This is a genomic window from Flavobacterium panici, assembly GCF_903819335.1.
Taxonomy (GTDB): domain Bacteria; phylum Bacteroidota; class Bacteroidia; order Flavobacteriales; family Flavobacteriaceae; genus Flavobacterium; species Flavobacterium panici.
The window spans coordinates 186368-211248 of record NZ_CAIJDE010000063.1; the positions used below are offsets into that span (position 1 = coordinate 186368).

Genomic DNA, 24881 nt, shown 5'->3' on the forward strand with positions numbered 1-24881 from the left:
AGAATAAGGTTCTAAAATGCTGAGAAAAACTTAGCATCAGAACCTCAGTATCTTAGTATCTAAAAAAATCACTCTTTCGTAACAATAATCGTTGCTCTAAATCCTGCTGCAAGATTGTTCCAATAATCATTTGTAACTAATTGGCCTTTGTCATCGTAAACCCGGATTTCTGCTGTATTTCCGCCCAAAGAACCAATATTTAGGGCTTCAAAATCTAATTTATTAAAACCTTGGGTCAGGTTTATTTTTACATCTTTATAGCCAGAATCTAAAAGTATCTGGTCTTTAATCACTACATCATTTGATGAAACTCTGACCAAATCGCCGTCGATTGCACCAAAATCACGGAATTTAACAATAAAGTATTCCGATTTGGTTTTAAAATCTCCAAGGGAAATATTTGATTTTACCAATGTACCGCGGCCTTCTAATAATCCCGCATCTTTTAAAGCTTTATTTAAATCTTTTTCCATTTTTGCCACATATTGATCGCCTGGATTAGCAAAATCATTTTCTGTTGACATGGTAAATTTACTTTTCTCTGCGCCAACCTGAAGCTGGGATTTTGGAGTGATACTCGTATTATCAAAAACATTTGGTGTTTTAATACTTGGTATATCGGCAGTTTCTGCTTGTGGATCTTTAACTTGCGGAATTGGTGTTTTTTTCTTTGTGCTAAACTTAGGTGCCGGAATAGGCTTGAATTTTGTTCCAAATTCAGTTTGTGCTGAAACAGTTACAGCAGTAAAAAACAGTATAAAAAATAAGATATGCTTCATTGAAAAGTGGTTATCGAATTAGCTTTATATTTTTTTATTAGCACTCAAGTCTAGCATCGCAAAAATAGCATAAATAAGTTTGGTGCGACAACTTTAAGACTATTATAACAATATATTAGGCTAATTTTTGGAATCAAAAAACCTGCCAAAAATTTTAAAATAAATTCTCAATATTAAAATTTCAAATTCCAAACGGATCTTGATTATGCGTTAATTTTTTCTTTAAACCTACACATCACTTTGATAGTTAACAACTTATTATTAACTTCAAGATCTCAATTTATTTTATCAAAATTTTATAAAGATGGATTATATCGACTATTATAAAACCTTAGATGTTACAAAATCGGCAACTGAAGCCGAGATTAAAAAAGCATATCGAAAACTGGCCAGAAAATATCATCCAGACTTGAATCCGAATGATAAGGAAGCGGAGAAAAAATTCAAGGAAATCAATGAAGCAAACGAAGTTTTAAGCAATCCTGAAAATCGTAAAAAATACGATAAATACGGAAAGGACTGGAAACACGCCGATGAGTTTGAAAAAGCGGGTTACGATCCAAATCAGCAGCAATATTCGAGACAACAGCAAGGTAATCAAGACTTTTCTGGTTTTGGCGGAGGTGATTTTTCGGGAAGTGATTTCTCAGATTTCTTTAATTCTATGTACGGTTCTGGGCGAAGCAGTCGCGGTCAGTCTAAATATAGAGGACAGGATTTTAATGCTGAACTGCAATTAGATTTGGCTTCTGCTTACACTACACACAAACAAAGTTTGACCGTAAATGGTAAAAATATCCGAATTACAATTCCGGCCGGAGTCGAAAACGGTCAGGTTATCAAAATTCCCGGACATGGCGGCGCGGGTGTAAACGGCGGTCCAAATGGTGATTTGTATATTACTTTTATAATTGAAAACAATTCTGATTTTAAAAGAGAAGGAAACAATTTGTATTCAAATGTTGATCTGGATCTTTATACTGCAATTTTAGGTGGAGAAATTAATATCAAGACTTTTGACGGAAAGGTTAAAATTAAAGTTCCTGCCGAAACCCAAACCGGAACAAAGGTCAAATTAAAAGGAAAAGGTTTTCCTGTTTATAAAAAGGACAATCAATTTGGAGATTTATATGTGACATACAACTTAAAAGTCCCGACCCAATTATCTGAAAAAGAAAAAGAATTGTTTGCAGAATTATCTAAACTTAGAAATCATGAGTAACAAGAACTTAATCCAAATAAAACAGTTTTGTATTTATCACGAAATTGAAAATACGTTTATTACTGAGCTTCATAATTATGGTTTGGTAGAAATTATTGTTGAAGAAAATGACGAATATCTGCAGCCGGAACAACTGCCTTCCATAGAAAAAATGATTCGCATGCATTATGACCTGAATATTAATTTAGAAGGAATTGATGCCATTTATCATTTGCTGAATAAAATTGAAACTTTACAGCAGCATTTGACAAACACGCAGAACAAACTAAGAATTTATGAAGAAAACCAAGCAGAATAAATATATTTTCTTTCTTTTTAAATATCACAAAAAAGAATGATTTTCGGTGTGATTTCAACTCAATATAATTCTTTTTGACGGTCATATTTCCTAAATTGCAACGCATTAATTAACCTGAATTTGTTTTTAAAACGAAACAAAACAATTCAAAAAACCTCATAAAATGAAAAGAGAAAATATCTTAACAGGATCGCCGTGGGAAGACAAAATGGGATACTGCCGCGCTGTAAGAATTGGCAATATCGTTGAAGTTTCGGGAACTGTAGCAATTGTTGACGGCGACAAAGTAAAAGCCGACGATGCTTATGCGCAGACCTATAATATAATTGAACGCGTTGAAAAAGTTCTAGAAGATTTAAACGTTGGAATTAAAGACGTTATCAGAACTCGTATTTTCACTACTAATGTTGATACTTTTGAAGAAGTTGCCAGAGCGCATTCTGCTTTTTTTAAAGATGTAAAACCAACAACGGGTTTTTATGAAATTAGTAAATTAGTTGCTCCTGAATATTTAGTTGAAATTGAATTTACGGCTGTTGTACAGTAAATAGTTTTTTTGCCACTAATTTCACTAATTTCCACTATTTTTTTTTTGTTTTGCCACAGATTAAAAGGATTTTAAAAGATTTCTTTTGGTTTGTCTCAAATTAAAATATATTAATTCGTGAAAATTCGTGAAATTCGTGGCTAGAAAAAACACCTCAAAAAAATTAATGGCTTCCCAAACTCCAAAACAAATCCTGCTTTCCATTCCTAAATGGATTATTATTTGTGCCTTAATTGGCATATTTTCAGGATCTGCATCTGCATTTTTTCTTGTATCTTTAGAATGGGTTACACAATATAGAATTCAGCACGAGTGGATTATCTGGCTTTTACCTTTAGGCGGATTTTTAGTTGGTTCTATTTATTATTATTGGGGAGAATCTGTGGTAAAAGGCAATAATTTATTGCTTGAAGAATACGAAAAACCTAAAAAAGTCATTCCGTTTAAAATGGCTCCTTTAGTTCTTTTAGGAACTTTATTGACCCATTTATTCGGAGGTTCAGCCGGACGCGAAGGTACAGCCGTACAAATGGGAGGCGCAATCGCCGATCAATTCACCAAAATTTTCAAACTAGACAATGCCGAGCGCAGAATATTAATTATTCTGGGAATCAGCGCTGGTTTTGCGTCTGTTTTTGGAACTCCTTTGGCAGGTGCTATTTTTGCTTTGGAAGTTTTGTATTTCAGTAAAATCAATTTAAAAAGTATTGTACTTTCTTTTTTAGTCGCTTATGTTGCTTATTTTACAGTAGAATTTTGGGAAATAAAACATACCCATTACAGCATTCCAATTGTTCCTGAACTTAGTTTTAGCACTATATTTTACACCATATTAGTGGGACTTCTTTCTGGTTTTGCTGCTTTATTATTTTCACGAAGCACACATTTTTGGGGCTCTCTATTTTCTAAAAACATAAAATATCCGCCGCTTCGTCCTGTTATTGGCGGAATTGTTTTAGCAATCACCATTGCAGGTTTAGGATTTACCAAATTCTCCGGACTTGGTGTTCCCGTAATTGTCGATTCATTTTCAAACCAGAGTGAATGGTACGATTTTCTGCTTAAAATTTTATTTACCGGATTTACTTTGGGCGCAGGTTTTAAAGGCGGAGAAGTAACACCATTATTTTTTGTTGGTGCCACTTTGGGAAGTGCTTTATCCTTATTTATCCCAATGCCAATTGCACTTTTAGCCGGAATTGGTTTCGTTTCCGTTTTCTCCGGTGCAACCCACACTCCTATCGCCTGCACCATTATGGGAATGGAATTATTTGGCATTGAATCTGGAATTTTTATTGCTATAGGATGTACAATTGCTTATTTCTCATCAGGTTCTGTTGGTATTTACAAATCACAAATTGTAAAAGGGGCAAAATATAAATTGTACCAAAGGTTTCAGAAAAAAGAGCTGGAACATTTGTAGCAAATATTTCGTGATAACTAAAAGTTTTTTTTGTAGTATTGTTTGACCTAAATCAAAACTACTAAAATGGCCTTTGGATTTCCAGCAGCGTTCTCTCAATTAACGCCTTTAAATAATTTACCTCAAAAAGCATTTATTTTAAATGCTGTAAACATCTGCAAAAAACTAAATTGGAGGATTATTTATATTGATGAAAATGAATTAAATGCAGTTTCTCAAAACAATAAAAATATCTGGAACGAAACTATTTCATTTTCTTTTGATGAAAATACAGCTATAATAACAAGTTCTTCAAACGGAAATCAGATCTATGATCGTGGAAGAAATAAAAAAAACACAGAAATCTTTTTAGACCTATATTTTGAAGAACTTAAAAATATTTCTGATTTTGAAATAAATGAAACTGATTTTTCGGAGCAAATAAAAAACGAAAATGTTTCAAATAAAGAAAAAACAGAACCTCAAAACATATCAGCGTTTTATTCATTCTTTTCGATTTTTACTCCTTCAAAAGGTTATTTGATTACTCCTGTTTTAATTTACATAAACCTTGCGGTTTTTCTTGTCATGACTTTTTCAGGAGTACATTTTTTTAAACCTGAAATTCAAAATATTATTGACTGGGGAGGAAATTACGGACCAATGATTTACGAAGGTCAATTCTGGAGATTACTAACTTCCTGCTTTATTCATTTCGGTTTTTTTCATTTAATTCTAAATTGCATCGCACTTGCTTATGCAGGACTTCTTTTAGAACCTTATTTAAAAATTTGGACCTTTCTGGCAACTTATCTTTTCTGTGGTGTTATTGCCAGTTTAAGCAGTTTATACTGGAATAAAGATTTGGTAAGTGCAGGTGCTTCAGGAGCCATTTTTGGTATGTATGGAATTTTACTTATTGTACTTTTATTTAAAACTTTTGAAACTAAAATAAAATTAAAATTATTACTCAACATTGCTGTCTTGGTTGGTATCAACATTCTTTACAGTTTTAAAGACGGTATCGATGCTGCGGCACATATTGGAGGTTTTGCCTCTGGTATTTTATTTGGTTTAATACTTTCCATTATAAGAAAAAGAAAAGATTACAGCATGGCACTTATTTCATCACTTGCTACAATAATACTTGCTGTTTTATTTATAAATTTTAAAAATTCTAAAGTCTATATATATCAGGTAATGGAATATGAAAAAAGAATGCAGGAATTTAATGATATGGAAAAAATGGCTCTCGAAGCTTACAGTATTCCATATGGAAATTCGATCGAAGAAAACAGAGAAAGTATCTTATACATGATTAAAGATCGTGGTATTTATTACTGGAATGAAAATATCACTTTGGTTAACGAATTAGATAAATTATATCTGCCGAAAGAAATACATCAGCAAAATGAAAAAATAATTGAATATTGCGAATTAAGAATCAGTTTATATGAGTTAGCATATAAAAAAATCTCTGAAAACAGCCCTAAATATGATGAACAAATGCTTGCTCTAAATTTCAAAATTGCCAGTACTTTAAACCAAATTAAAAAGGCGCAGACAAAGAGCTAAATTTAAAAACCAGAAACGATAATTGGACTCCTTTCCTAAAAGTGTGTTAATCCACAAAATGATTTCAACATTACATTAAAAAAATGTAAATTCGCACACTATGAAAATACAAGATATTCAGGCAATTCAATTATTGCTTGCTGCTCCAAAGAAAATTGTAATAATTCCTCACAGGGGACCAGATGGCGACGCCATGGGTTCTACTCTAGCTTTATACCATTTTTTATTAAAAAACAATCACCAGCCAACCGTGATTGCACCAAATGATTTTCCTGATTTTTTGGCCTGGATTCCGGGTTCAGAAACGGTAAAAATCTTTGAAAAAGATACTGAAAACTGTACCAAAATATTAGAAGAAGCCGAGTTGATTTTTACACTCGATTTTAATGCTTTTCACCGTACAGGCGAAATGGAACATACTTTAGCCAAGCTGACTGCTCCGTTTATCATGATCGATCATCATGAAAAGCCGCATGATTATGCTGCTTATATGTATTCTGATACTTCATACGGCTCAACTTGCGAAATGGTTTACAACTTTATTACCTTTTTAAACAAAAAAGAAGATATTGATAAAACCATTGCAACTTGTATTTATACCGGGATTTTAACTGATTCTGGTTCATTCCGTTTTCCGGGAACTACAGGAAACACACACCGAATTATAGCAGAATTAATCGATTTAGGCGTTGAAAACACTCAAATTCCGGTTTTACTATACGATAATAGTTCGTACAGCCGTTTGCAATTATTAGGACGTGCGCTTCAAAATATGAAAGTTTTTGAAGAACATAAAACTTCTTATACCACTCTTACTCAGGAAGAACTAGATTCTTTTCATTATGTAAAAGGCGATACAGAAGGAATTGTTAATTACGGATTAAGCATCAAAGGAATTGTTTTTACGGCTATCTTTATTGAAAATAGAGACGAAAAAATAATCAAAATCTCTTTCCGTTCACAAGGAGGATTTGATGTAAACCAGTTTGCACGCGACCACTTTAACGGCGGAGGCCACGTAAACGCTGCCGGCGGAAGATCTGATGTTACAATGGAAGAAACCGTTAAAAAGTTTGAAGATTTAGTAACTAAACTAAAATTATAAACCAATATGAACTACTTAAAACTTAGCATTTACTCACTGCTTTTTGCAGTTTTATTGGTGAGCTGTAAACACCATGAAGAAGCGCGAAGACCTATTTCGAGAGCTTCGGGTACTTTTATGAAAAAATCGGCTGACAGAAATAAAAAGTTAGTGGCAAGCGAAGAAGAAGTCATCAAGAAAATCATCAAAAGCAATCCGAAAGTAAAATATTACGCTACTAAAAAAGGATATTGGTTCTCTTATGATGAAAAAAGTACTACCGAAACAGCCACTCCAAAAAAAGGAGATATTGCTTATTTTAATTTAGAAGTTAAAAACATTGACGGTACGCTTATTTATTCAGAATCTGATCTTGGTCCGCAGACTTATTATGTAGACAAACAAGATATTATGATGGGATTACGTGATGGAATTAAATACATGAAAAAGAATGAAACAGTTACTTTTCTGTTTCCATCTCACATAGCATACGGATACCACGGAGATAATAAAAAAATTGGCCCTAATGAATCCTTAATTTGTACCGTTACACTTCGTAATTTCGTTCCAGATCCTGCACAAGCCACTGCTGCTCCTGCTGCAGGTACAGGTGCCACATCAGTAAAAACTCCAAAACCCACAGCTGTAAAACCAGCCGCAACAACTAAAAAAGATACAATAAACCCATAAAAAACATTTTAAGAAATGAAAAAAAGTATTTTATTATTACTATTAGCCGTAAGCTCATTGTATTCATGTAAAGACGACCACAGTAATTTACCAGATGGTTTATATGCTGATATCGAAACTAATAAAGGACACATCATTGTTGAATTAGATTACAAAAAAGCACCAATAACTGTTGCAAACTTTGTAACATTGGCAGAAGGTAAAAACGAATTTGTAACAGATGAGAAATTAAAAAACAAACCATTTTTTGACGGTTTAAAATTCCACAGAGTTATTGAAGATTTCATGATTCAGTCTGGAGATCCGCTAGGAACAGGTTCTGGAGATACAGGATATAAATTTAAAGATGAGTTTTCAGATTTAAAATTCGATAAAGCCGGTGTTTTAGCAATGGCCAACAACGGACCCGGAACAAACAGCAGTCAGTTTTTCATTACTCATGTTGAAACTCCTTGGTTAGATAATAAGCATACGATTTTTGGACACGTTGTTGAAAAAGGACAAGAAGTGGTAAATAAAGTAGTTCAGGGAGATAATATCGTTGCTGTAAATATTATCAGAAATGGTGAAGCAGCTAAGAAATTTGATGCTGTAAAAGTATTCCACGATTATTTTGCTAATATCGCTAAAGAACAAAGCAAATACGCTGGAGCTCAAAAAGAAAAAGTAGATTTCTATGCTTCTATAAGACCAAAAGCGACTAAAACTTCAACTGGTTTAGAATATGTTATTACTGAAAAAGGTTCAGGTAAAAAACCTGCAATTGGGACTCAGGTTTATATTCATTATGCTGGTTTCTTAGAAAACGGAACTTTATTCGATTCAAGTATTGAAGAAGTAAATAAAACTTTCGGAAAATTTGACGCAGCAAGAGCTGAGCAGCATGGTTATCAGCCAATTCCTTTTCAGGCAGGAAAAAAAGACGGTTTAATTCCTGGATTTATTGAAGGAATTGAAAAACTTTCTTTTGGAGATAAAGCAGTTCTTTTTATCCCATCTCATTTAGCTTATGGAGCAACTGGAGCTGGAGGAGTTATTCCGCCAAATGCAAATATTATTTTTGAAGTTCAATTATTAGAAAAACCATAATTATTTTTATAATTAAATTCTTATAATTAGTTTTACAGACTTAAATTGAAAAATACAATGAAATTTAAATTTCTATTTTTATTCTGTCTGGCTGTTTTAAACATTCAGGCGCAAGCAAAAAAAACTACTACTACGAAAGCAAAACCAAAAACGGCTAAAACAGCTGTTGCGGCAAATCCAGCTGAAGGTATTTTTGCTACAATTTCAACAACAAAAGGAGACATTGTTCTTTCTTTAGAATATGTAAAAGCTCCCGTTACGGTTGCTAACTTTATTTCTTTGGCAGAAGGAAAAAATCCTTTTGTAAAAGTAGAAAGACTTAAAGGAAAACCTTTTTATGATGGTTTAAAATTCCACAGAGTTATTGCAGATTTCATGATTCAGGGTGGTGATCCGGACGGAAATGGTTCTGGAGGCCCGGGATATGCTTTTAAAGATGAATTTGTCAGCGATTTAAAATTTGAAAAAGGCGGTGTTTTAGCAATGGCCAATTCTGGTCCTGCAACAAACGGAAGCCAGTTTTTCATTACGCATAAAGATACACCTTGGTTAAACGGAAAGCATACTATTTTTGGTCATGTAGTTTCTGGAATGGACGTTGTAAATAAAATTGCTCAGAATGATGTAATGACAAAAATTACAATTACCCGCAAAGGTGCTGCAGCTAAAAAATTTGATGCTGTAAAAGTTTTTAGTGATAATGAAAAAAACCAAGAAGCTGATAAAGCAGAAGAGGCTAAAAAACTAGAAATCTTAAAAGCACAATCTCAAAAAGTTGCTGCAGAAAAAGCGGCTTATTTTACAGCTACAAAAGCTAAAGCAACTACAACTGCATCTGGTTTAAAATATGTAATTACTAAAAACGGAACGGGTGTAAAAGGTGCTGAAGGTTCTAATATCTTTTTTCATTATGCAGGATATTTTGAAGACGGAAATCTTTTTGACAGCAGCATAACTGATGTAGCTAAAGCATACGGAAAATATGATGCAAACAGAGATGCTCAAGGCGGATATAAAGCTTTTCCTTTTACTGTTGGTAAAAAAGACGGTATGATTCCTGGTTTCATCGAAGCGCTTGATTTGATGACTGATGGAGAAAAAGCAATTTTCTTTCTTCCTGCAAATTTAGCTTACGGAGCGCAAGGTGCCGGAGGAGTTATTCCACCAAACGCTACTTTGGTTTTTGAAATTGAAACATATCAAAATCAGCCTAAATAAGATTTTAAATTCTTTTTAGAATATAATACAGCCATCAAAATTTAGTTTTTGGTGGCTTTTTTCATTTTCTTAAATTCTGTCAAATATTTAAAATTGAATTCAATAACACGTCATCAATATGCACATTGATAACGTTTGTATAGATTTTCTATTAATTCTTAAACAAAATAACTTACCTTTGCCGGCTTGAATTTTTTAAAATAAACAATCAAAATGTCACAAAATAACGTATTAAAGGGAGTATTTTTAGTTGCTTTAGGAGCTACAACTTACGGAATGTTAGCCACTTTTGTAAAAATGGCTTATTCTGAAGGATATACAACTGCCGAAGTAACAACCTCTCAATTTGTACTTGGAATTATTGGTATTTTGATCATCAACGCTTTTCAAAAAGTAAAAAATAAAGAAAAAGTAGTAAAAGCTACTACAAAGAATATATTTCATTTAATGCTTGCCGGAACTTCTTTAGGAATGACAAGTTTGTTCTATTATCTGGCTGTTAAATTTATTCCCGTTTCTATTGGTATCGTTTTATTAATGCAGACCGTTTGGATGGGCGTTTTACTTGAAATGATTTTAGAAAAAAAATTACCTTCTAAACAAAAAGTCTTTGCGGTTTTTATTGTATTGATAGGAACTGTTTTGGCAACTAATATTATCAACAATGATATTACGCTTGACTGGCGCGGAATTATTTGGGGAGTTTTGGCTGCAGCTTCGTTTACGACCACAATGTTTACGGCGAACCGTGTTGCAACAGGAATCTCTTCTGCTCAGCGTAGTTTATATATGCTTCTTGGCGGTGCTGTAATTGTATTTACTTTCGCATTTTTTACTCAGGTTACGCCTTTCAATATGGCAATTTTCCTGAAATGGGGAATTGTTTTATCTTTATTCGGAACCATTATTCCGCCGCTTTTAATGAATTTAGGTTTTCCATTAACCGGAATTGGTTTAGGAAGTATTGTTTCTGCATTAGAACTTCCGGTTTCAGTAATGATGGCTTATATACTTTTAAATGAAAAAGTGATTTTTACACAATGGGTTGGAATTGTTCTTATCATTCTGGCAATCATTATTATGAATGTAAATTTCAAACGCAAAATTTAAGGTTTTTTAGCATCTTATTAAAAAAAGCTGTCTTGTAATGTAATAAGTGTTAATTTTTTTATAATTTCGTTATAAATAATTAATTATCATGAACTTACCCTGGCACTTATATTTAATGGCGATACTTTATATACTTGCCGGATTTAATCATTTTCGAAAACCCGGAATGTACATTAAAATCATTCCTCCATTTTTTAAAAACCCTCAAATACTCAATACTTTAAGCGGAATCGCCGAAATTTTATTGGGGATTTTATTAATGTTTTCTCTTACTACGCAATATGCTGCATGGGGAATTATTGCATTGTTAATTGCCATATTTCCTGCCAATTTATATATGTTTCAAAATAAAAAAGCGAGTTTTGGTTTACCAAAATGGATTTTATTTGTACGTTTGCCCTTACAAATCGTTTTGATAGTTTGGGCATTCCAATATACCCTATAACAATCAAATCTATTAATCTTAAATTATTTTATTATGAAAAAATTGTTTGCAGAGTTTTTCGGAACTTATTGGCTGGTTTTTGGAGGTTGTGGAAGCGCCATTTTTGCTGCTGGATATCCTGAATTAGGAATCGGATTTGCAGGTGTTGCTTTAGCATTTGGTTTAACTGTTTTGACAATGGCATACGCTGTTGGACATATTTCGGGCGGACATTTTAATCCGGCTGTTTCATTTGGTTTATGGGCTGGGGGAAGATTTCCTGCCAAAGATCTTATTCCTTACATAATTGCGCAATGTATTGGTGCAATTGCTGCTGCGGGAACATTATATACAATTGCATCAGGAAAAGCAGGATTTATAATCGATAATACTAAAGCCGGAGCTTTTGCATCAAATGGTTTTGGGGCATTTTCTCCAGATGGATATTCATTACAGGCTGCTTTTATTGCTGAGTTTGTATTGACTTTATTTTTCTTATTGATCATTTTAGGAAGTACAGATAAATGTGCAAACACTAACTTCTGCGGAATTGCAATTGGTTTAGGATTAACTTTAATTCACTTAATAAGTATTCCAATTACAAATACTTCTGTAAACCCTGCAAGATCATTATCTCAGGCAATTTTTGCGGGCGGAGAACCGCTTTCGCAGGTTTGGCTGTTTTGGGTCGCGCCAATTTTAGGTGCAATTGCAGCAGGATTTATTTATAAGCTCCTTTTACAGAAAAACGAAGAAGATCACACTAACTAACAATCAACTTATCCTAATCATGAGTTTTATATATTTTTTAATTATTGGTGCAATTTCAGGATGGCTTGCGGGTCAAATCTGGAAAGGTGCTGGTTTTGGTTTAATTGGTAATATCATTGTTGGAATCCTTGGCGGTATATTTGGAGGATGGCTTGCAGCTAAGCTTGGTATTGGCGGCGGCGGGCTTCTTTGGCAGATTATAATTGCTGCAGGAGGTGCGTGGATCTTACTATTTATTATTAGTTTGATTAAAAAAGCATAAATTATTTAACCAATTATAAAATTTAAAGAGAAAATCAGATATATTTATATTTGGTTTTCTCTTTTTCTTTAGATAAAATCGAAAAAAGAAAGCTTCATTTCAACTCAAATCTAATTGGTTATGAACGAAATTATTTCTTATTTCAGCACTATTCCGTCTTCACATCGCAGTCTTATCTTAATTGGCGGGATTACATTTTTTTGGGTAATAGAAAATACTTTCCCTCTGTTTCAAATGCAATATAGAAAATGGCATCATGCGGGAATCAATATCTTTTTTACCATTACCACTATTATTGTCAATTTTATTCTGGCTTTTATTTTAATAAAAACAGCCAGCTGGACCACTGAAAATAATTTCGGGATTTTACAATGGCTTCCTCAAATTCCTATTTGGCTTTATACTATTATTGGTCTGCTTTTATTAGATTTAATTGGTGCTTATTTAGTTCATTTTATAGAACATAAAATAAAGTTTTTATGGCGTTTTCACATAATTCATCATACTGATACCTGGATTGATACCACAACAGCAAACAGGCATCATCCGGGAGAGAGCGTAATTCGTTTTGTGTTTACAACACTTGGCGTATTAATCGTAGGCAGCCCAATGTGGATGGTATTTTTATATCAGTCTTTATCTGTTATATTCTCACAATTTAATCATGCCAATATTTCGCTGCCAAATAAACTGGATTTATTCCTAAGTTATTTTATAGTTTCTCCCAATATGCATAAAGTACATCATCATTATGTACTGCCTTATACCGACAGCAATTATGGTAATATTTTTTCTGTCTGGGACAGGCTTTTCGGTACTTATACCTATTTACCAAAAGATCAATTAATTTACGGCGTAGATACTCATATGCTTGCCGAAGAAAACAACCAATTGAAAAATTTATTGCAAATTCCGTTTCAGAAAACAAGATCAGCAAAAAACACTAAAAATCAATAAAAAAAAATATACCTGGGCGTACCAACTAATTATTTTTTTTATTAATATTGATATATAAAATGAAAATCAATCTATTAATCATTAACCCTCTATTTTGAATTAATTTTCACGAGATGAAAAAGAGTAACCGCAAAGAATTGAATTGGGAACAAACGGAAAGACTTGTTTCGTTAGCCTTAGAAGAAAGAAATCCATTTGAAATCATAAAAAAAGAGTTTGGATTGGAAGAAAAAGAAGTTCTTGAAATAATGAAGAAGAAAATGCCTCTTGAAAAATTTGAGATGTGGAAAAAGAAGGCTATAGCGAATAAACCTAAACCAAAGCCTATTAAAATTGATGATTTTGACGAAGACTTGGATGGTAAATATTATATTAAAAATAAATTTGACTAAGATTTAAAACTCCTGTAAAAGCAGGAGTTTTTTTTTATTTATAACTTTTTACAATGATTTTGTAACTATTTTGTAATTTTCTAGTCTGATAGGTATAACTAAACATAAACAAATGAAAAAAATACTTTACACTTTAGCTCTTGCAGTAACGCTTTGGAGCTGTAAAACAGGAAGTTCTTCAGTTTCTGAAAAAAATGTCGTAGACGTTAACATCAATCTTGTTGATGTAAAAGACGATAAAGTTTTGGTAACTGTAACGCCTCCTGCAATTAAAACAGATGAAATTATCTACAGTATTCCAAAAACAGTTCCAGGAACTTATTCTACTGATAACTACGGAAAATACTCAGAAGATTTTAAAGCTTATGATGCTAAAGGAAATGCATTAACTGTAACCAGACTTGGCGATAATTCATGGTCGATTGCTAATGCTAAAACGCTTAAAAAAATTACTTATTTAGTTAATGATACTTTTGACACTGAAAAAGGTACCGGATTTGGTAATGATGATGTTTTCTCACCTGCAGGAACAAACATCAAAGCCGGAGAAAATTTCTTAGTAAATACACATGGTTTTGTTGGGTATTTCAAAGACAAACTAGAAATTCCGTACAAAGTTACCATTACACATCCTGAAACACTTTGGGGCGCAACTTCAATGACTGATGAAGATGCAAGCAAAACAAGCGATGTTTTTACAACGACTCGTTATGCTGTTTTAGTTGAAAATCCAATTATGTATTCTAAACCAGATTACACTACTTTCAACGTTAACGGAATGGATATTTTAATTGCTGTTTATTCTCCAACTGGAAAATTTACTGCAGAAAGTATTACTCCTGAAATGAAAACAATGATGACGGCTCAGAAAAACTTTTTAGGTAAAGTAAATGCTAATAAAAAGTATACTGTATTATTGTATTTATCAAGCATGGCAAAAGACGATGCACACGGATTTGGAGCTTTAGAACATCCAACTGCTACTACAGTTGTACTTCCTGAATCTATGCCTAAAGAAAGATTGGTAGAATCAATGAAAGATGTTGTTTCTCATGAGTTTTTCCACATTGTAACTCCATTGACAGTTCACTCAAAAGAAATCCAGTATTTTGATTATAATGACCCAAAAATGTCTGAGCATTTATGGATGTACGAAGGTGTAACAGAATATTTTGCAAATCTTTTCCAAATCAACCAGGGTTTAATTAATGAAGGAGAATTCTATACTAGAATTGCAGATAAAATTGAGCAGGCAAAAAAATTAGATGATACAATGTCATTTACTAAAATGAGTGCTAATGTTTTAGAACAGCCCTATAAAGATCAATACTTAAACGTGTACCAAAAAGGGGCGCTGATTGGAATGTGTATCGATATTATCATTAGAGAAAAAAGCAACGGTGAAAGAGGAATTCTTGATTTAATGCATAAATTATCAACTGAATATGGTGTTGAAAAACCATTCAACGATAATGAATTATTTGCTAAAATCACACAATTGACTTATCCTGAAGTTGGTGATTTCTTAAACAAATATGTAGCTGGAACAACTCCAATTCCTTATGATTTTTATTTAGCTAAAGTTGGTGTAACAAAAGCAATGGAGAAAAAAACCGGAGCTGTTTTCTTAAAAGGACAAACGCCTTATATCAAAATTGATAAACAGACAAAAGAAATCGCAGTTCGTCCTGATGTTGAACTAAACGATTTCTTCAAAAACTTAAATTTAAAAGGCGGCGATATTATTTTAGCAGTAAATAACAAAGCCTATTCTTTAGAAAACATTTACGAACTTATTGGTGCAAGTGAAAACTGGAAAGAAAATGATCCAATTACTTTAAAAATAAAACGTGATGGTAAAGAAGAAACTATAAAGGGAACTGTAAAACTACCATTTGAAGAAACTGAAACTTTTAAAGCAACTGATGCTTCAAAAGAGAAACTTAAAAATGCATGGTTAAAAGGATAATTTCTTTTAAACCCATAAAAAAACCGACAAGCGATTGTCGGTTTTTTTGTGATTATTTGTTCCGTTTGTCAGACTGAGCGAAGTCGAAGTCCCGCAAGTCAAATCCTCACTGTTGAGGGCTTCGACTTCGCTCAGCCTGACAATATTGTATCTCACCTTTGTCAAAGTTTAAAACTTTGACAAAGGTTTTTAAAAGCCTAATTATTTCTTAACCGGAAACTTCCAGGCAAACTCATCTTTATCATTGATAATTGCACCAATTTCAAATTTTACAACCTCATCAAATTCAGTTTGAAGAATAAACCAATTGTCTTCGTTGAAGTAATTTTCGAAAGTATCAAAAGTTTCCTGAGTGTATTTTGTAATTCCTTTTGCGGCAAAATCTTTCTTTACATCAGCAATTTTTCTTCCGATTATTTTAAATCCGAAAACTTCCAAATCATTGCTTGACGCTACTAAATAGCCTAATTTAAGTTCTTCTTCTTCATAAAACGTCAATCTGATTTTGTGTGCATTGTATACAAAAATCACATTATCGTCTTCATCTTTATAGTTTTTATCAGGTTTTCCTAAAACAGCTGTAACATCATTCTGCTTCATTCCGAAAAGCAGTTTATCAATTCCTGATTTTAAATTTATTTTCATATTGATTGTCTTTATTTGAAGTGCAAATTTCGTGAAGTTTTTTGTTGTTCCGCCACGAATTGCGCAAATTTTCTCGAATTTTAATTTTGTTTCCTTATCAGGCTAAGCTACCCTTTCTGTCAGGCTGAGCGAAGTCGAAGACCGTTTTTGTTTCTTTTTGCCACGAATTGCACGAATTTTCACGAATTTCATTTTGTTCTTTGTCTGGCTGAGCCACCCTTTCTGTCAGGCTGAGCGAAGTCGAAGCCCTTTTTCGTCGTAAAAGCCCTTCGACTTCGCTCAGGGTGACATTAGATTAAATAAACATCAGTGTAAACCCGTTTCACCAGTAAAATCCGTGGTCCATTTTAATTCTGATAATTCTTTTTATTCGGTTTTGCACTCATGTAAAAAGTAATTTTACCACCATTAATAACATCTGCATGTTTCAGGAAAGGTTTTGAAATTTCTTTTCCATTCAGCAAAACCTTACTCACAAATACATTTTTATCCGATTGATTTACGGTTTCAACTTCAAAGTTTTTCCCGTTTTCTAAATTGAAAACAGCTTTTTTAACCAGCGGACTTCCCAATGCATATTCATCAGAACCCGGAGCAACAGGATAAAATCCTAAACTGCTGAAAATATACCAGGCACTCATTTGTCCGAAATCATCATTTCCGCCTAAACCGTCTGCCCCGTTTCGGTACATTTTTTTAAGAATCATTCTGATTTTATCTTGTGATTTCCAAGGCGAATCTGTCCAGTTGTATAAATAAACTACGTGATGTGAAGGTTCGTTTCCGTGAACATAATTCCCAATGATTCCGTCTCTTGTAATATCTTCTGTGTTTTCAAAATATTTATCCGGTAAATGCATATTAAACAATGAATCTAAACGAACTTTAAACTTTTCATTTCCGCCCATCATTTTAATCATATCGGCAGGATCTTGCGGCACATATAAACTATAATTCCATGAATTTCCTTCAATAAATCCTTGCCCGTGTGTATCAAGCGGATCAAATTCTTTTTTGAAAGTTCCGTCGTTTAATTTAGGACGCATGAAACCAGTTTTCTCGTCGTAAACATTTTTATAATTCTTTGATCTTGCGATGAATTCATTATAAATATCTGTTTTACCTAATTTCTTCGCTGCCTGCGCAATTGCCCAGTCATCATAAGCATATTCTAAAGTTTTAGAAACTGAAGCTCCATTTTTATCTTCAGGAACATACCCCTTATTCATATAAAATTCTAAGCCATCGTAGTAAGGTACTTTTGCAGTATTAACACAAGCCTGAAGTGCTTTTTCTGCATCAAAACTGGTATTCCCTTTTACAATTGCATCGGCCACAACAGAAACAGAATGATACCCAATCATACACCAGTTTTCATTCGCATAATGCGACCATATCGGAAGCATTTTATGCACACTTTGGTCTGAATGCGCCAGCATTGAACTTACCATATCCGAGTTTCTTTTCGGCTGCACAATGTTGAATAACGGGTGCAAAGCTCTATACGTATCCCAAAGCGAATAACTGGTATAATTTGTAAAGTTTTCGGCTTTATGAACATTCATATCCAAACCTTTGTAATTTCGATCTAAGTCCATGTATTCTGTTGGACCTAAAAAGGCGTGATACATTGCGGTATAAAAATTAACCAAATCTTCTTTTTGAATCGTTTCAACCTGAACTTTATTCAATTCTTTATTCCAAACTTCCTGACTTTGTTTTTTAACTTTTTCAAAATCCCAACCCGGAATTTCTTTCTTCATATTTTCTAGTGCTCCGGCAGAACTTACAGGTGATAAAGCCATTTTGATTTTGATTTTTTCGCCCTCGTTTGTATCAAAATCAAAGAACAATTTTAGGTTTTGTCCTGCCATTTCCGGGAAATTTTTCGTTTGATCAAATCTTCCCCAAAAACCTCTGTAAACACTTTTTTCCAGCGCGGCCTGTCCGTAACTTTTAATTGGTTTACTAAAAGACATAGCAAAATAAACGGTTCTCGTTCTCGCCCAGCCATTTGTCTGACGATAACCTGTAATTAAAGTATCGTTTTCTACTCGTACAAAAGTCCAGACATTCTTTTTATCATAATTATAAATTCCAGAAGTTAAATCAAGAATAATATGCGCTTCATCTGATTTTGGAAATGTATATTGATGCATTCCAACCCTGGTTGTTGCAGTCAATTCAGCTTTAATATTATGATCTTCCAGAAGAACACTGTAATATGCAGGTTCTGCTTTTTCTGTTGAATGTGAAAATGCAGATCTATAGCCTGATAAAGGTTTTGAAGCAACACCGGGATTCAATTGCAGTTTTCCGGTTGTTGGCATAATTAGAAAATCTCCTAAATCAGAATGTCCTGTTCCGCTAAAATGGGTGTGGCTGAAACCTACAATCGTTTTGTCTTCATATTGATATCCTGCGCAATATTTATAAACTTCACCATTGTATTTTCCGTTTAAGCTGTAGGCGATGGTATCAGTTTCGGGACTTAATTGCACGCTCCCAAACGGAACTGTTGCTCCCGGATAAGTATGCCCCATTTTTGCTGTTCCAATCATTGGATCAACATATTGAATCAAATTTTTAAGGTTGTTTTCTTTTTTCTGAGCATTTGTATTTACTGTAAAAGCAAACATTAAAGTTCCAAATGCAATAATAAAAGCAGGTTTTTGTAAAATATTCATTGGGTAATTTTCTGTAATTGTTTCGTTCAGAAAATTACGATAATTTATACTTTTAAAAAATTTAAATTTTAAAATAGACATGATTTTAAAACCGAATTAAAATCCGGCCGAGCCTAGCGGCTATTTTTATCTTGTTCATTCTTTTAAACTGGATTAAAATCCAGCCCTACAATATGAATCGAGCCTAGCGGCTCTTTAATATGATTATGTTCAATTGGTTCGATCTATGAAAATGCAATAGTTTTTTCCAAAAAAAAATTCATTTTAAAACAACGTCCCGAGGCTTCGGGATTAATCCATTTAAAAAATTATACGCAATAAACAAGAGTTCCGAAGGAACGGTTTATATTGTAGAGCTGGATTTTAATCCAGTTTAAAAATGAATCTAGTCATTTCGAGCCATTCCCAATAAACGGTTATGAATTATAATATTATAAATATTCCATAATCATATTTTTTTCACATATTGGCTTTTAAACTGGATTAAAATCCAGCTCTACAATATGAATCGAGCCTAACGGCCCTTTAATATGATTATGTTCAATTGGTTCGATCTATGAAAATGCAATGGATTTTAATCCATTTAAAAATTATACGCAATAAACAAGAGTTCCGAAGGAACGGTTTATATTGTAGGGCTGGATTTCAATCCAGTTTAATGAATTAATGCATTTTATGAGCCTGGTGGCTCCTTTTTAAAGCTTACGTTTTAGATTTTCTTTCACCTCATCAAACCATTCGTTTTTTAGAATACTTAAAACGATAGAATCACGGCGAACATTTCCGTCTCGTGTTGGCATATTGCTTCTTAAAACACCTTCGACTTTACAGCCGATGCTTTTCATTGCCGCGATGCTTCTTTCGTTATTATTGTCGGCACGAAATTCTACTCGCTCCATTCCAAGTGTTTCAAAAGCGAATTGAAGTAATAAAAATTTGCAGTGTTTGTTTAGTCCGGTCCCTCTAAAAGCTGATCCGTACCACGTATAACCTAATTGTAACGTGTTGAAATCAAGTTTGATATCATAAAAACGTGTTGAACCAGCATATTTTTGAGATTTTTTATCGAAAACAATAAAGGGAAATTCTTTTTTATCTTCTCTTTCTTTTATTGCTAATTGAATATAGTTGATCAAATTGTCTTTTCCTTCTGCTCCAACTAAAGAATATTTCCAGGTTTCTGGTTCGTTGAGGGAAATTTCCAGTAAATTTTCTACATCTGATTCATGAATAGGACGTAATAAAACGAAGTCGTCTTCTAAAATTATATTATCTGTGAAATTGAAATTTGATGTTTGGTTCATTGGTTTATTTCGATTAGTTAAATATTTCCAGACATTCTTTGAGTAAAAATGTAGTCCCTACGGGACAATGTGAAACCTGTAAATACGTCATATCTACCGATATTTAATCTCTACGAGATATTTACTTATAATATCTTACTCCGCTAGGAGTATAATATCGGTAGAAAAATAATACCTCCCGAGAAAAATGTTCCGTAGGAACTATACATTTACAATTATTTATGAAATATTCACAAAAAACTACTCACTCATTTCATCATAACGCTCCGGAACCTGCGGATCGTAAAGCGGACATTTGAATTCTGCAATCAAATCTACTAACTGATTCATGGTTTTTCCTTCTGTTCCATAACAGTCAATTTTAATGCTTTGTGGAGTGGTAATAACTTGAAATGCTCCCTTTCCTTCATTATTTTTCCAACTGTTTTCATCAACTCTTTCCCATTTTGAGAAAACAGAATTAATACGATTGATAATTACCTCAACAGGAAGTTTCTCAAGGCCGTCAACTTCTTCTTTTTCAACAAGAGCTTCGTAAACCTCGTGATGATTTAGGTAAATTTCGTCTATATATCTCCAAAAAAGCAGTTCGTACATAATACTGGCGTTTTATAAATTGTAGAGACGCACAGCAGTGCGTCTTTCGTAATGTTAGACGCACTGCTGTGCGTCTCTACTAAAATTCAGGTGCTAAAAAAAACCTTTGCAACTGAACCTTTGATTCTTTGTACCTCAAAAAAAATTAATATTTGAATGTTCCGTATTCGCTGGTAATCGTTAGTTTTTTAGCATCGGCTGCTTCTACTCTACCTACGATTTGTGCATCAACATTGAATGATTTTGAAATCTCGATAATATCCTGTGCAATGTTTTCAGGAACATAAAGTTCCATACGGTGACCACAGTTAAAAACCTGATACATTTCTTTCCAGTCGGTTTTTGATTGTTCCTGAATTAACTTGAACAATGGCGGAACCGGAAATAAATTATCTTTTATAATGTGTAAATTTTGAACGAAATGTAAAATCTTAGTCTGTGCGCCTCCACTGCAATGCACCATTCCGTGAATTTCTTTTGGAGTGTATTTATCTAAAATTTTCTTGATAATTGGTGCGTAAGTTCTCGTTGGAGAAAGTACCAATTGACCTGCGTTTATCGGGCTGTTTTCTACTTCATCAGTTAAATTAACCTGACCAGAATAAATTAATTCTTCAGGAACAGCTGCATCGTAACTTTCAGGGTATTTTTTAGCCAGATATTTTCCGAAAACGTCATGACGTGCAGAAGTTAATCCGTTACTTCCCATTCCTCCGTTATATCCTTTTTCGTAAGTTGCTTGTCCAAAAGAAGCTAAACCAACAATTACGTCTCCAGCTTTAATGTTAGCATTGTCTACCACATCTGCACGTTTCATGCGAGCTGTAACAGTTGAGTCCACAATGATGGTACGAACAACATCTCCAACATCGGCAGTTTCGCCTCCAGTTGAATGAATCGTTACGCCAAAAGATTTTAGTTCGTTGATTAATTCTTCGGTTCCGTTGATGATTGCAGAAATAACATCAGCCGGAATTAAGTTTTTATTTCTTCCAATGGTTGAAGAAAGTAAAATATTATCAGTTGCGCCAACACATAATAAATCGTCAATATTCATGATTAAAGCATCCTGAGCGATTCCCTTCCAAACCGAAAGATCTCCGGTTTCTTTCCAGTACATATAGGCCAAAGATGATTTTGTACCCGCTCCGTCGGCATGCATGATTAAGCAGTGGTCGTTGTCCTGAGTTAAATAATCTGGGACAATTTTACAGAATGCCTGCGGAAATAAACCTTTGTCAATATTTTTTATAGCGTTATGTACGTCTTCTTTTGATGCCGAAACACCTCTTTGTGCATATCTTTTGCTAGAATCTGAACTCATGAAAATTAGTTTGTGTTGATGTGGTGCAAAGATAATCCCTTTTTTTAATTCTTTGGCTTATTCAAATATAGGTTTCAAAAAAGTTTGCCACGAATTACACAAATTTTCACAAATTTCCACTTCTAAAAAACAAAAATCATCCTTATTGGATGATTTTTGAAATATAAATTCGTGAAAATTTGTGCAATTCGTGGCGAAAAAAATTATTTAGTAAACAATAATTCTCTGTATTTTGTTAATGTCCAGCTTTCGTCATCAACTAAAAGCTCTAATTTATCACAGTGATTACGAATGTCTTCAAAATATGGTTTTACAGTATTGCAATATGCTTCGGCCATTTTTTGACCATCTGTTAACTGATTTGCTTTTTTTCTTTCATTGGTCATTGCCAAAACTTTAGAATTGATTCCTTCAATATGACCAGAAATTTCTTTGATCAAAGTAATCTGCTCTTTTGCAATAGTTTCAAATTCTTTCCCGAAGATTTCTTTTAAACCTTTTACATTTTCAATTAATGTATTTTGGTAACGAATTGCTGTTGGAATCACGTGATTTCTGGCAATGTCACCTAAAACTCTTCCTTCAATCTGGATTTTTTTAGTGTATTCTTCTAATTCAATTTCGTAACGCGCTTCGGCTTCAACGTGATTAAAGATTCCCAATTCAGCAAATAAATCTAATGCTTGTTTAGAAACTTTAGCTTTTATAGCTTCCGGAGTTGTTTTAAAATTGCTTAAACCTCTTTTTGCTGCTTCTTTTTCCCAAGCTTCGCTGTAACCATCGCCTTCAAAAAGAATCTTTTTAGATTGTTTGATGTATTCTCTTAAAACATTAAAAATAGCATCGTCCTTTTTCATGTCTTTTGACTCGATCAGGTTCTCTACTTCATTTTTAAAATCTATTAATTGTTTTGCTACAATTGCATTTAAAGTTGTCATTGCGTTTGAACAGTTTGAATTTGAACCAACGGCTCTAAACTCAAATTTATTTCCTGTAAAGGCAAAAGGCGAAGTTCTGTTTCTGTCTGTATTGTCTAATAATACGTCTGGAATTTTACCAACAACATTTAATTTTAAATCTGTTTTTTCTTCTGGAGAAAGTTTTCCTGTTGTTACGCTTTCTAATTCAGATAAAACTTTTGTCAATTGTGCCCCGATAAAAACAGACATAATTGCCGGCGGCGCTTCGTTTGCACCTAACCTATGATCGTTACTTGCTGTTGCTATAGAAGCTCTTAATAAAGTTTCATTATCATTTACTGCTTTTATAGTATTAATAAAGAAAGTTAAAAACTGTAAATTGCTCATTGGCGTTTTACTCGGACTCAATAAGTTAACTCCGGTATCTGTTGCCAATGACCAGTTATTGTGTTTTCCTGAACCGTTAACTCCTTTAAATGGTTTTTCGTGAAATAATACTTTAAAGTCATGACGTTCTGCCACTCTCTGCATTACATCCATTAATAAAGAGTTGTGATCTACGGCTAGATTGGTTTCTTCAAAAATTGGTGCCAGCTCAAACTGATTTGGCGCAACTTCGTTATGACGTGTTTTTACCGGAATTCCCAATAACATACATTCCTGCTCTAAATCTCTCATATAAGTAAGAGCACGAGTTGGAATAGATCCGAAATAATGGTCGTCTAACTGTTGTCCTTTTGCAGATGTATGTCCTAATAAAGTTCTTCCTGTCATTACTAAGTCTGGGCGTGAATTTGCCAAAGCTTTATCAATAAGGAAATACTCTTGTTCCCATCCTAAAGTTGCCGTTACTTTTTTTACGTTTTTATCAAAATATTTACAAACTTCTGTAGCCGCTTCGTCAATTGCAGATAATGCTCTTAATAAAGGTATTTTATTATCTAAAGCCTCGCCAGTATACGCGATAAAAACGGTTGGAATACATAAAGTTGTACCATATATAAAGGCTGGCGAAGTTGGGTCCCAAGCCGTATATCCTCTTGCTTCAAATGTATTTCTGATTCCACCGTTTGGGAAACTTGACGCATCTGGTTCTTGTTGTACTAATTGCGCTCCGCCAAATTTCTCCACAGGGTCACTTCCATCATATGAAGTTTCAAAAAAAGCATCGTGTTTTTCGGCAGTAGTTCCTGTTAATGGCTGAAACCAGTGCGTGTAATGCGTAACGCCTTTTGCCAATGCCCATTCTTTCATTCCCATGGCGATATAATCTGCCAGTTTACGTTCTATTTTCGTTCCGTGTTGAATGGCATCTCTTACTCCTTTTAAAGCATCTGAAGTTAAAAACTGCTTCATTGCTTTCTCATTAAACACATTTGATCCAAAAAGATTCGATTTCTTATCAATTTCTTCAAAGTGTACCGGCTTTCTTGTAGAAGCTTCTTGTAAAGCTTGGAAACGTAATGTTGACATGTATATAATTTTAAAAATTCGTAATAATTTTCACTAAAAAAATGAGCAACAAATATAAACAATAAAAGCCCCTTTTTTAAACTTATAATTGAGAATTTTATAAGCAGAATTTTCAACGTATGAAGTCTTTTTTAAAGAATAG

General features: G+C 33.5%; 23 protein-coding genes. 16 read left to right on the forward strand and 7 right to left on the reverse strand.

The annotated features are described in order from the left end of the window. Positions 1 to 68: 68 nt before the first annotated feature. Positions 69 to 779 carry a hypothetical protein gene (locus FLAPXU55_RS22245; protein WP_053474084.1) on the reverse strand — a complete coding sequence of 237 codons (711 nt, stop codon included), beginning with the start codon at positions 777 to 779 and terminating at the stop codon, positions 69 to 71. A gap of 304 nt (positions 780 to 1083) precedes the next feature. On the opposite strand from FLAPXU55_RS22245, the gene FLAPXU55_RS22250 reads away from it, so the two are divergent. The 16 genes from FLAPXU55_RS22250 to FLAPXU55_RS22325 all read left to right on the forward strand — a co-directional run bounded on the left by FLAPXU55_RS22250 (position 1084) and on the right by FLAPXU55_RS22325 (position 15789). After that, on the forward strand, positions 1084 to 2001 hold the full coding sequence (locus FLAPXU55_RS22250) for a DnaJ C-terminal domain-containing protein (protein ID WP_180861453.1): 918 nt from the start codon (positions 1084 to 1086) through the stop codon (positions 1999 to 2001). Further along, positions 1994 to 2299, forward strand: a complete 306-nt coding sequence (locus FLAPXU55_RS22255; protein ID WP_053474086.1) for a chaperone modulator CbpM — start codon at positions 1994 to 1996, stop codon at positions 2297 to 2299. The genes FLAPXU55_RS22250 and FLAPXU55_RS22255 overlap by 8 nt, the downstream gene beginning before the upstream one ends. Positions 2300 to 2462: 163 nt before the next feature. Next, entirely contained in the window at positions 2463 to 2846 is a 384-nt protein-coding gene (locus FLAPXU55_RS22260; RefSeq protein ID WP_053474087.1) for a RidA family protein, read from the forward strand. Between the two features lie 166 nt (positions 2847 to 3012). Next, a complete protein-coding gene (locus FLAPXU55_RS22265; protein ID WP_180861455.1) occupies positions 3013 to 4269 on the forward strand; it encodes a voltage-gated chloride channel family protein in 1257 nt (418 codons plus the stop codon). 66 nt (positions 4270 to 4335) lie between these two features. Continuing rightward, on the forward strand, positions 4336 to 5823 hold the full coding sequence (locus tag FLAPXU55_RS22270; RefSeq protein ID WP_180861457.1) for a rhomboid family intramembrane serine protease: 1488 nt from the start codon (positions 4336 to 4338) through the stop codon (positions 5821 to 5823). Between the two features lie 100 nt (positions 5824 to 5923). Next, on the forward strand, positions 5924 to 6928 hold the full coding sequence (locus tag FLAPXU55_RS22275; RefSeq protein ID WP_053474091.1) for a DHH family phosphoesterase: 1005 nt from the start codon (positions 5924 to 5926) through the stop codon (positions 6926 to 6928). A gap of 6 nt (positions 6929 to 6934) precedes the next feature. Then, positions 6935 to 7597, forward strand: a complete 663-nt coding sequence (gldI, locus tag FLAPXU55_RS22280) for a gliding motility-associated peptidyl-prolyl isomerase GldI (protein WP_180861459.1) — start codon at positions 6935 to 6937, stop codon at positions 7595 to 7597. Positions 7598 to 7612: 15 nt separating this feature from the next. Then, positions 7613 to 8686 carry a peptidylprolyl isomerase gene (locus FLAPXU55_RS22285; protein ID WP_180861461.1) on the forward strand — a complete coding sequence of 358 codons (1074 nt, stop codon included), beginning with the start codon at positions 7613 to 7615 and terminating at the stop codon, positions 8684 to 8686. Between the two features lie 57 nt (positions 8687 to 8743). Next, a complete protein-coding gene (locus FLAPXU55_RS22290; protein WP_180861463.1) occupies positions 8744 to 9904 on the forward strand; it encodes a peptidylprolyl isomerase in 1161 nt (386 codons plus the stop codon). A 213-nt stretch (positions 9905 to 10117) separates the two neighbouring features. Further along, positions 10118 to 11014 (forward strand): EamA family transporter, encoded by an 897-nt coding sequence (locus tag FLAPXU55_RS22295; protein ID WP_180861465.1) that lies wholly within the window; start codon positions 10118 to 10120, stop codon positions 11012 to 11014. Between the two features lie 88 nt (positions 11015 to 11102). Beyond that, positions 11103 to 11459, forward strand: coding sequence for a DoxX family protein (locus tag FLAPXU55_RS22300; protein ID WP_180861467.1), 357 nt, complete (start codon positions 11103 to 11105; stop codon positions 11457 to 11459). 33 nt (positions 11460 to 11492) lie between these two features. Further along, a complete protein-coding gene (gene aqpZ / locus FLAPXU55_RS22305; protein WP_180861469.1) occupies positions 11493 to 12209 on the forward strand; it encodes an aquaporin Z in 717 nt (238 codons plus the stop codon). A 19-nt stretch (positions 12210 to 12228) separates the two neighbouring features. Beyond that, positions 12229 to 12471: a GlsB/YeaQ/YmgE family stress response membrane protein gene (locus FLAPXU55_RS22310; protein ID WP_180861470.1), complete on the forward strand. Its 243-nt coding sequence runs from the start codon at positions 12229 to 12231 to the stop codon at positions 12469 to 12471. 120 nt (positions 12472 to 12591) lie between these two features. Further along, positions 12592 to 13428, forward strand: coding sequence for a sterol desaturase family protein (locus tag FLAPXU55_RS22315; RefSeq protein WP_180861471.1), 837 nt, complete (start codon positions 12592 to 12594; stop codon positions 13426 to 13428). A 113-nt stretch (positions 13429 to 13541) separates the two neighbouring features. After that, a complete protein-coding gene (locus FLAPXU55_RS22320) occupies positions 13542 to 13820 on the forward strand; it encodes a DUF2805 domain-containing protein (RefSeq protein WP_053474100.1) in 279 nt (92 codons plus the stop codon). 112 nt (positions 13821 to 13932) lie between these two features. After that, on the forward strand, positions 13933 to 15789 hold the full coding sequence (locus tag FLAPXU55_RS22325) for a M61 family metallopeptidase (RefSeq protein WP_180861472.1): 1857 nt from the start codon (positions 13933 to 13935) through the stop codon (positions 15787 to 15789). A 201-nt stretch (positions 15790 to 15990) separates the two neighbouring features. On the opposite strand, the gene FLAPXU55_RS22330 is transcribed toward FLAPXU55_RS22325, so the two are convergent. The 6 genes from FLAPXU55_RS22330 to FLAPXU55_RS22355 all read right to left on the reverse strand — a co-directional run bounded on the left by FLAPXU55_RS22330 (position 15991) and on the right by FLAPXU55_RS22355 (position 24739). Further along, positions 15991 to 16434, reverse strand: a complete 444-nt coding sequence (locus FLAPXU55_RS22330; protein ID WP_180861473.1) for a hypothetical protein — start codon at positions 16432 to 16434, stop codon at positions 15991 to 15993. Positions 16435 to 16781: 347 nt separating this feature from the next. Beyond that, positions 16782 to 19121 carry a GH92 family glycosyl hydrolase gene (locus FLAPXU55_RS22335; RefSeq protein ID WP_180861474.1) on the reverse strand — a complete coding sequence of 780 codons (2340 nt, stop codon included), beginning with the start codon at positions 19119 to 19121 and terminating at the stop codon, positions 16782 to 16784. 695 nt (positions 19122 to 19816) lie between these two features. Beyond that, entirely contained in the window at positions 19817 to 20425 is a 609-nt protein-coding gene (locus FLAPXU55_RS22340) for a GNAT family N-acetyltransferase (RefSeq protein WP_180861480.1), read from the reverse strand. A gap of 240 nt (positions 20426 to 20665) precedes the next feature. Next, positions 20666 to 21022, reverse strand: a complete 357-nt coding sequence (locus FLAPXU55_RS22345; protein ID WP_180861482.1) for a hypothetical protein — start codon at positions 21020 to 21022, stop codon at positions 20666 to 20668. A gap of 145 nt (positions 21023 to 21167) precedes the next feature. Beyond that, positions 21168 to 22346 (reverse strand): AIR synthase related protein, encoded by a 1179-nt coding sequence (locus FLAPXU55_RS22350; RefSeq protein WP_180861484.1) that lies wholly within the window; start codon positions 22344 to 22346, stop codon positions 21168 to 21170. Positions 22347 to 22549: 203 nt separating this feature from the next. After that, positions 22550 to 24739 (reverse strand): glutamine synthetase III family protein, encoded by a 2190-nt coding sequence (locus FLAPXU55_RS22355; protein ID WP_053474106.1) that lies wholly within the window; start codon positions 24737 to 24739, stop codon positions 22550 to 22552. Positions 24740 to 24881 lie beyond the last annotated feature (142 nt).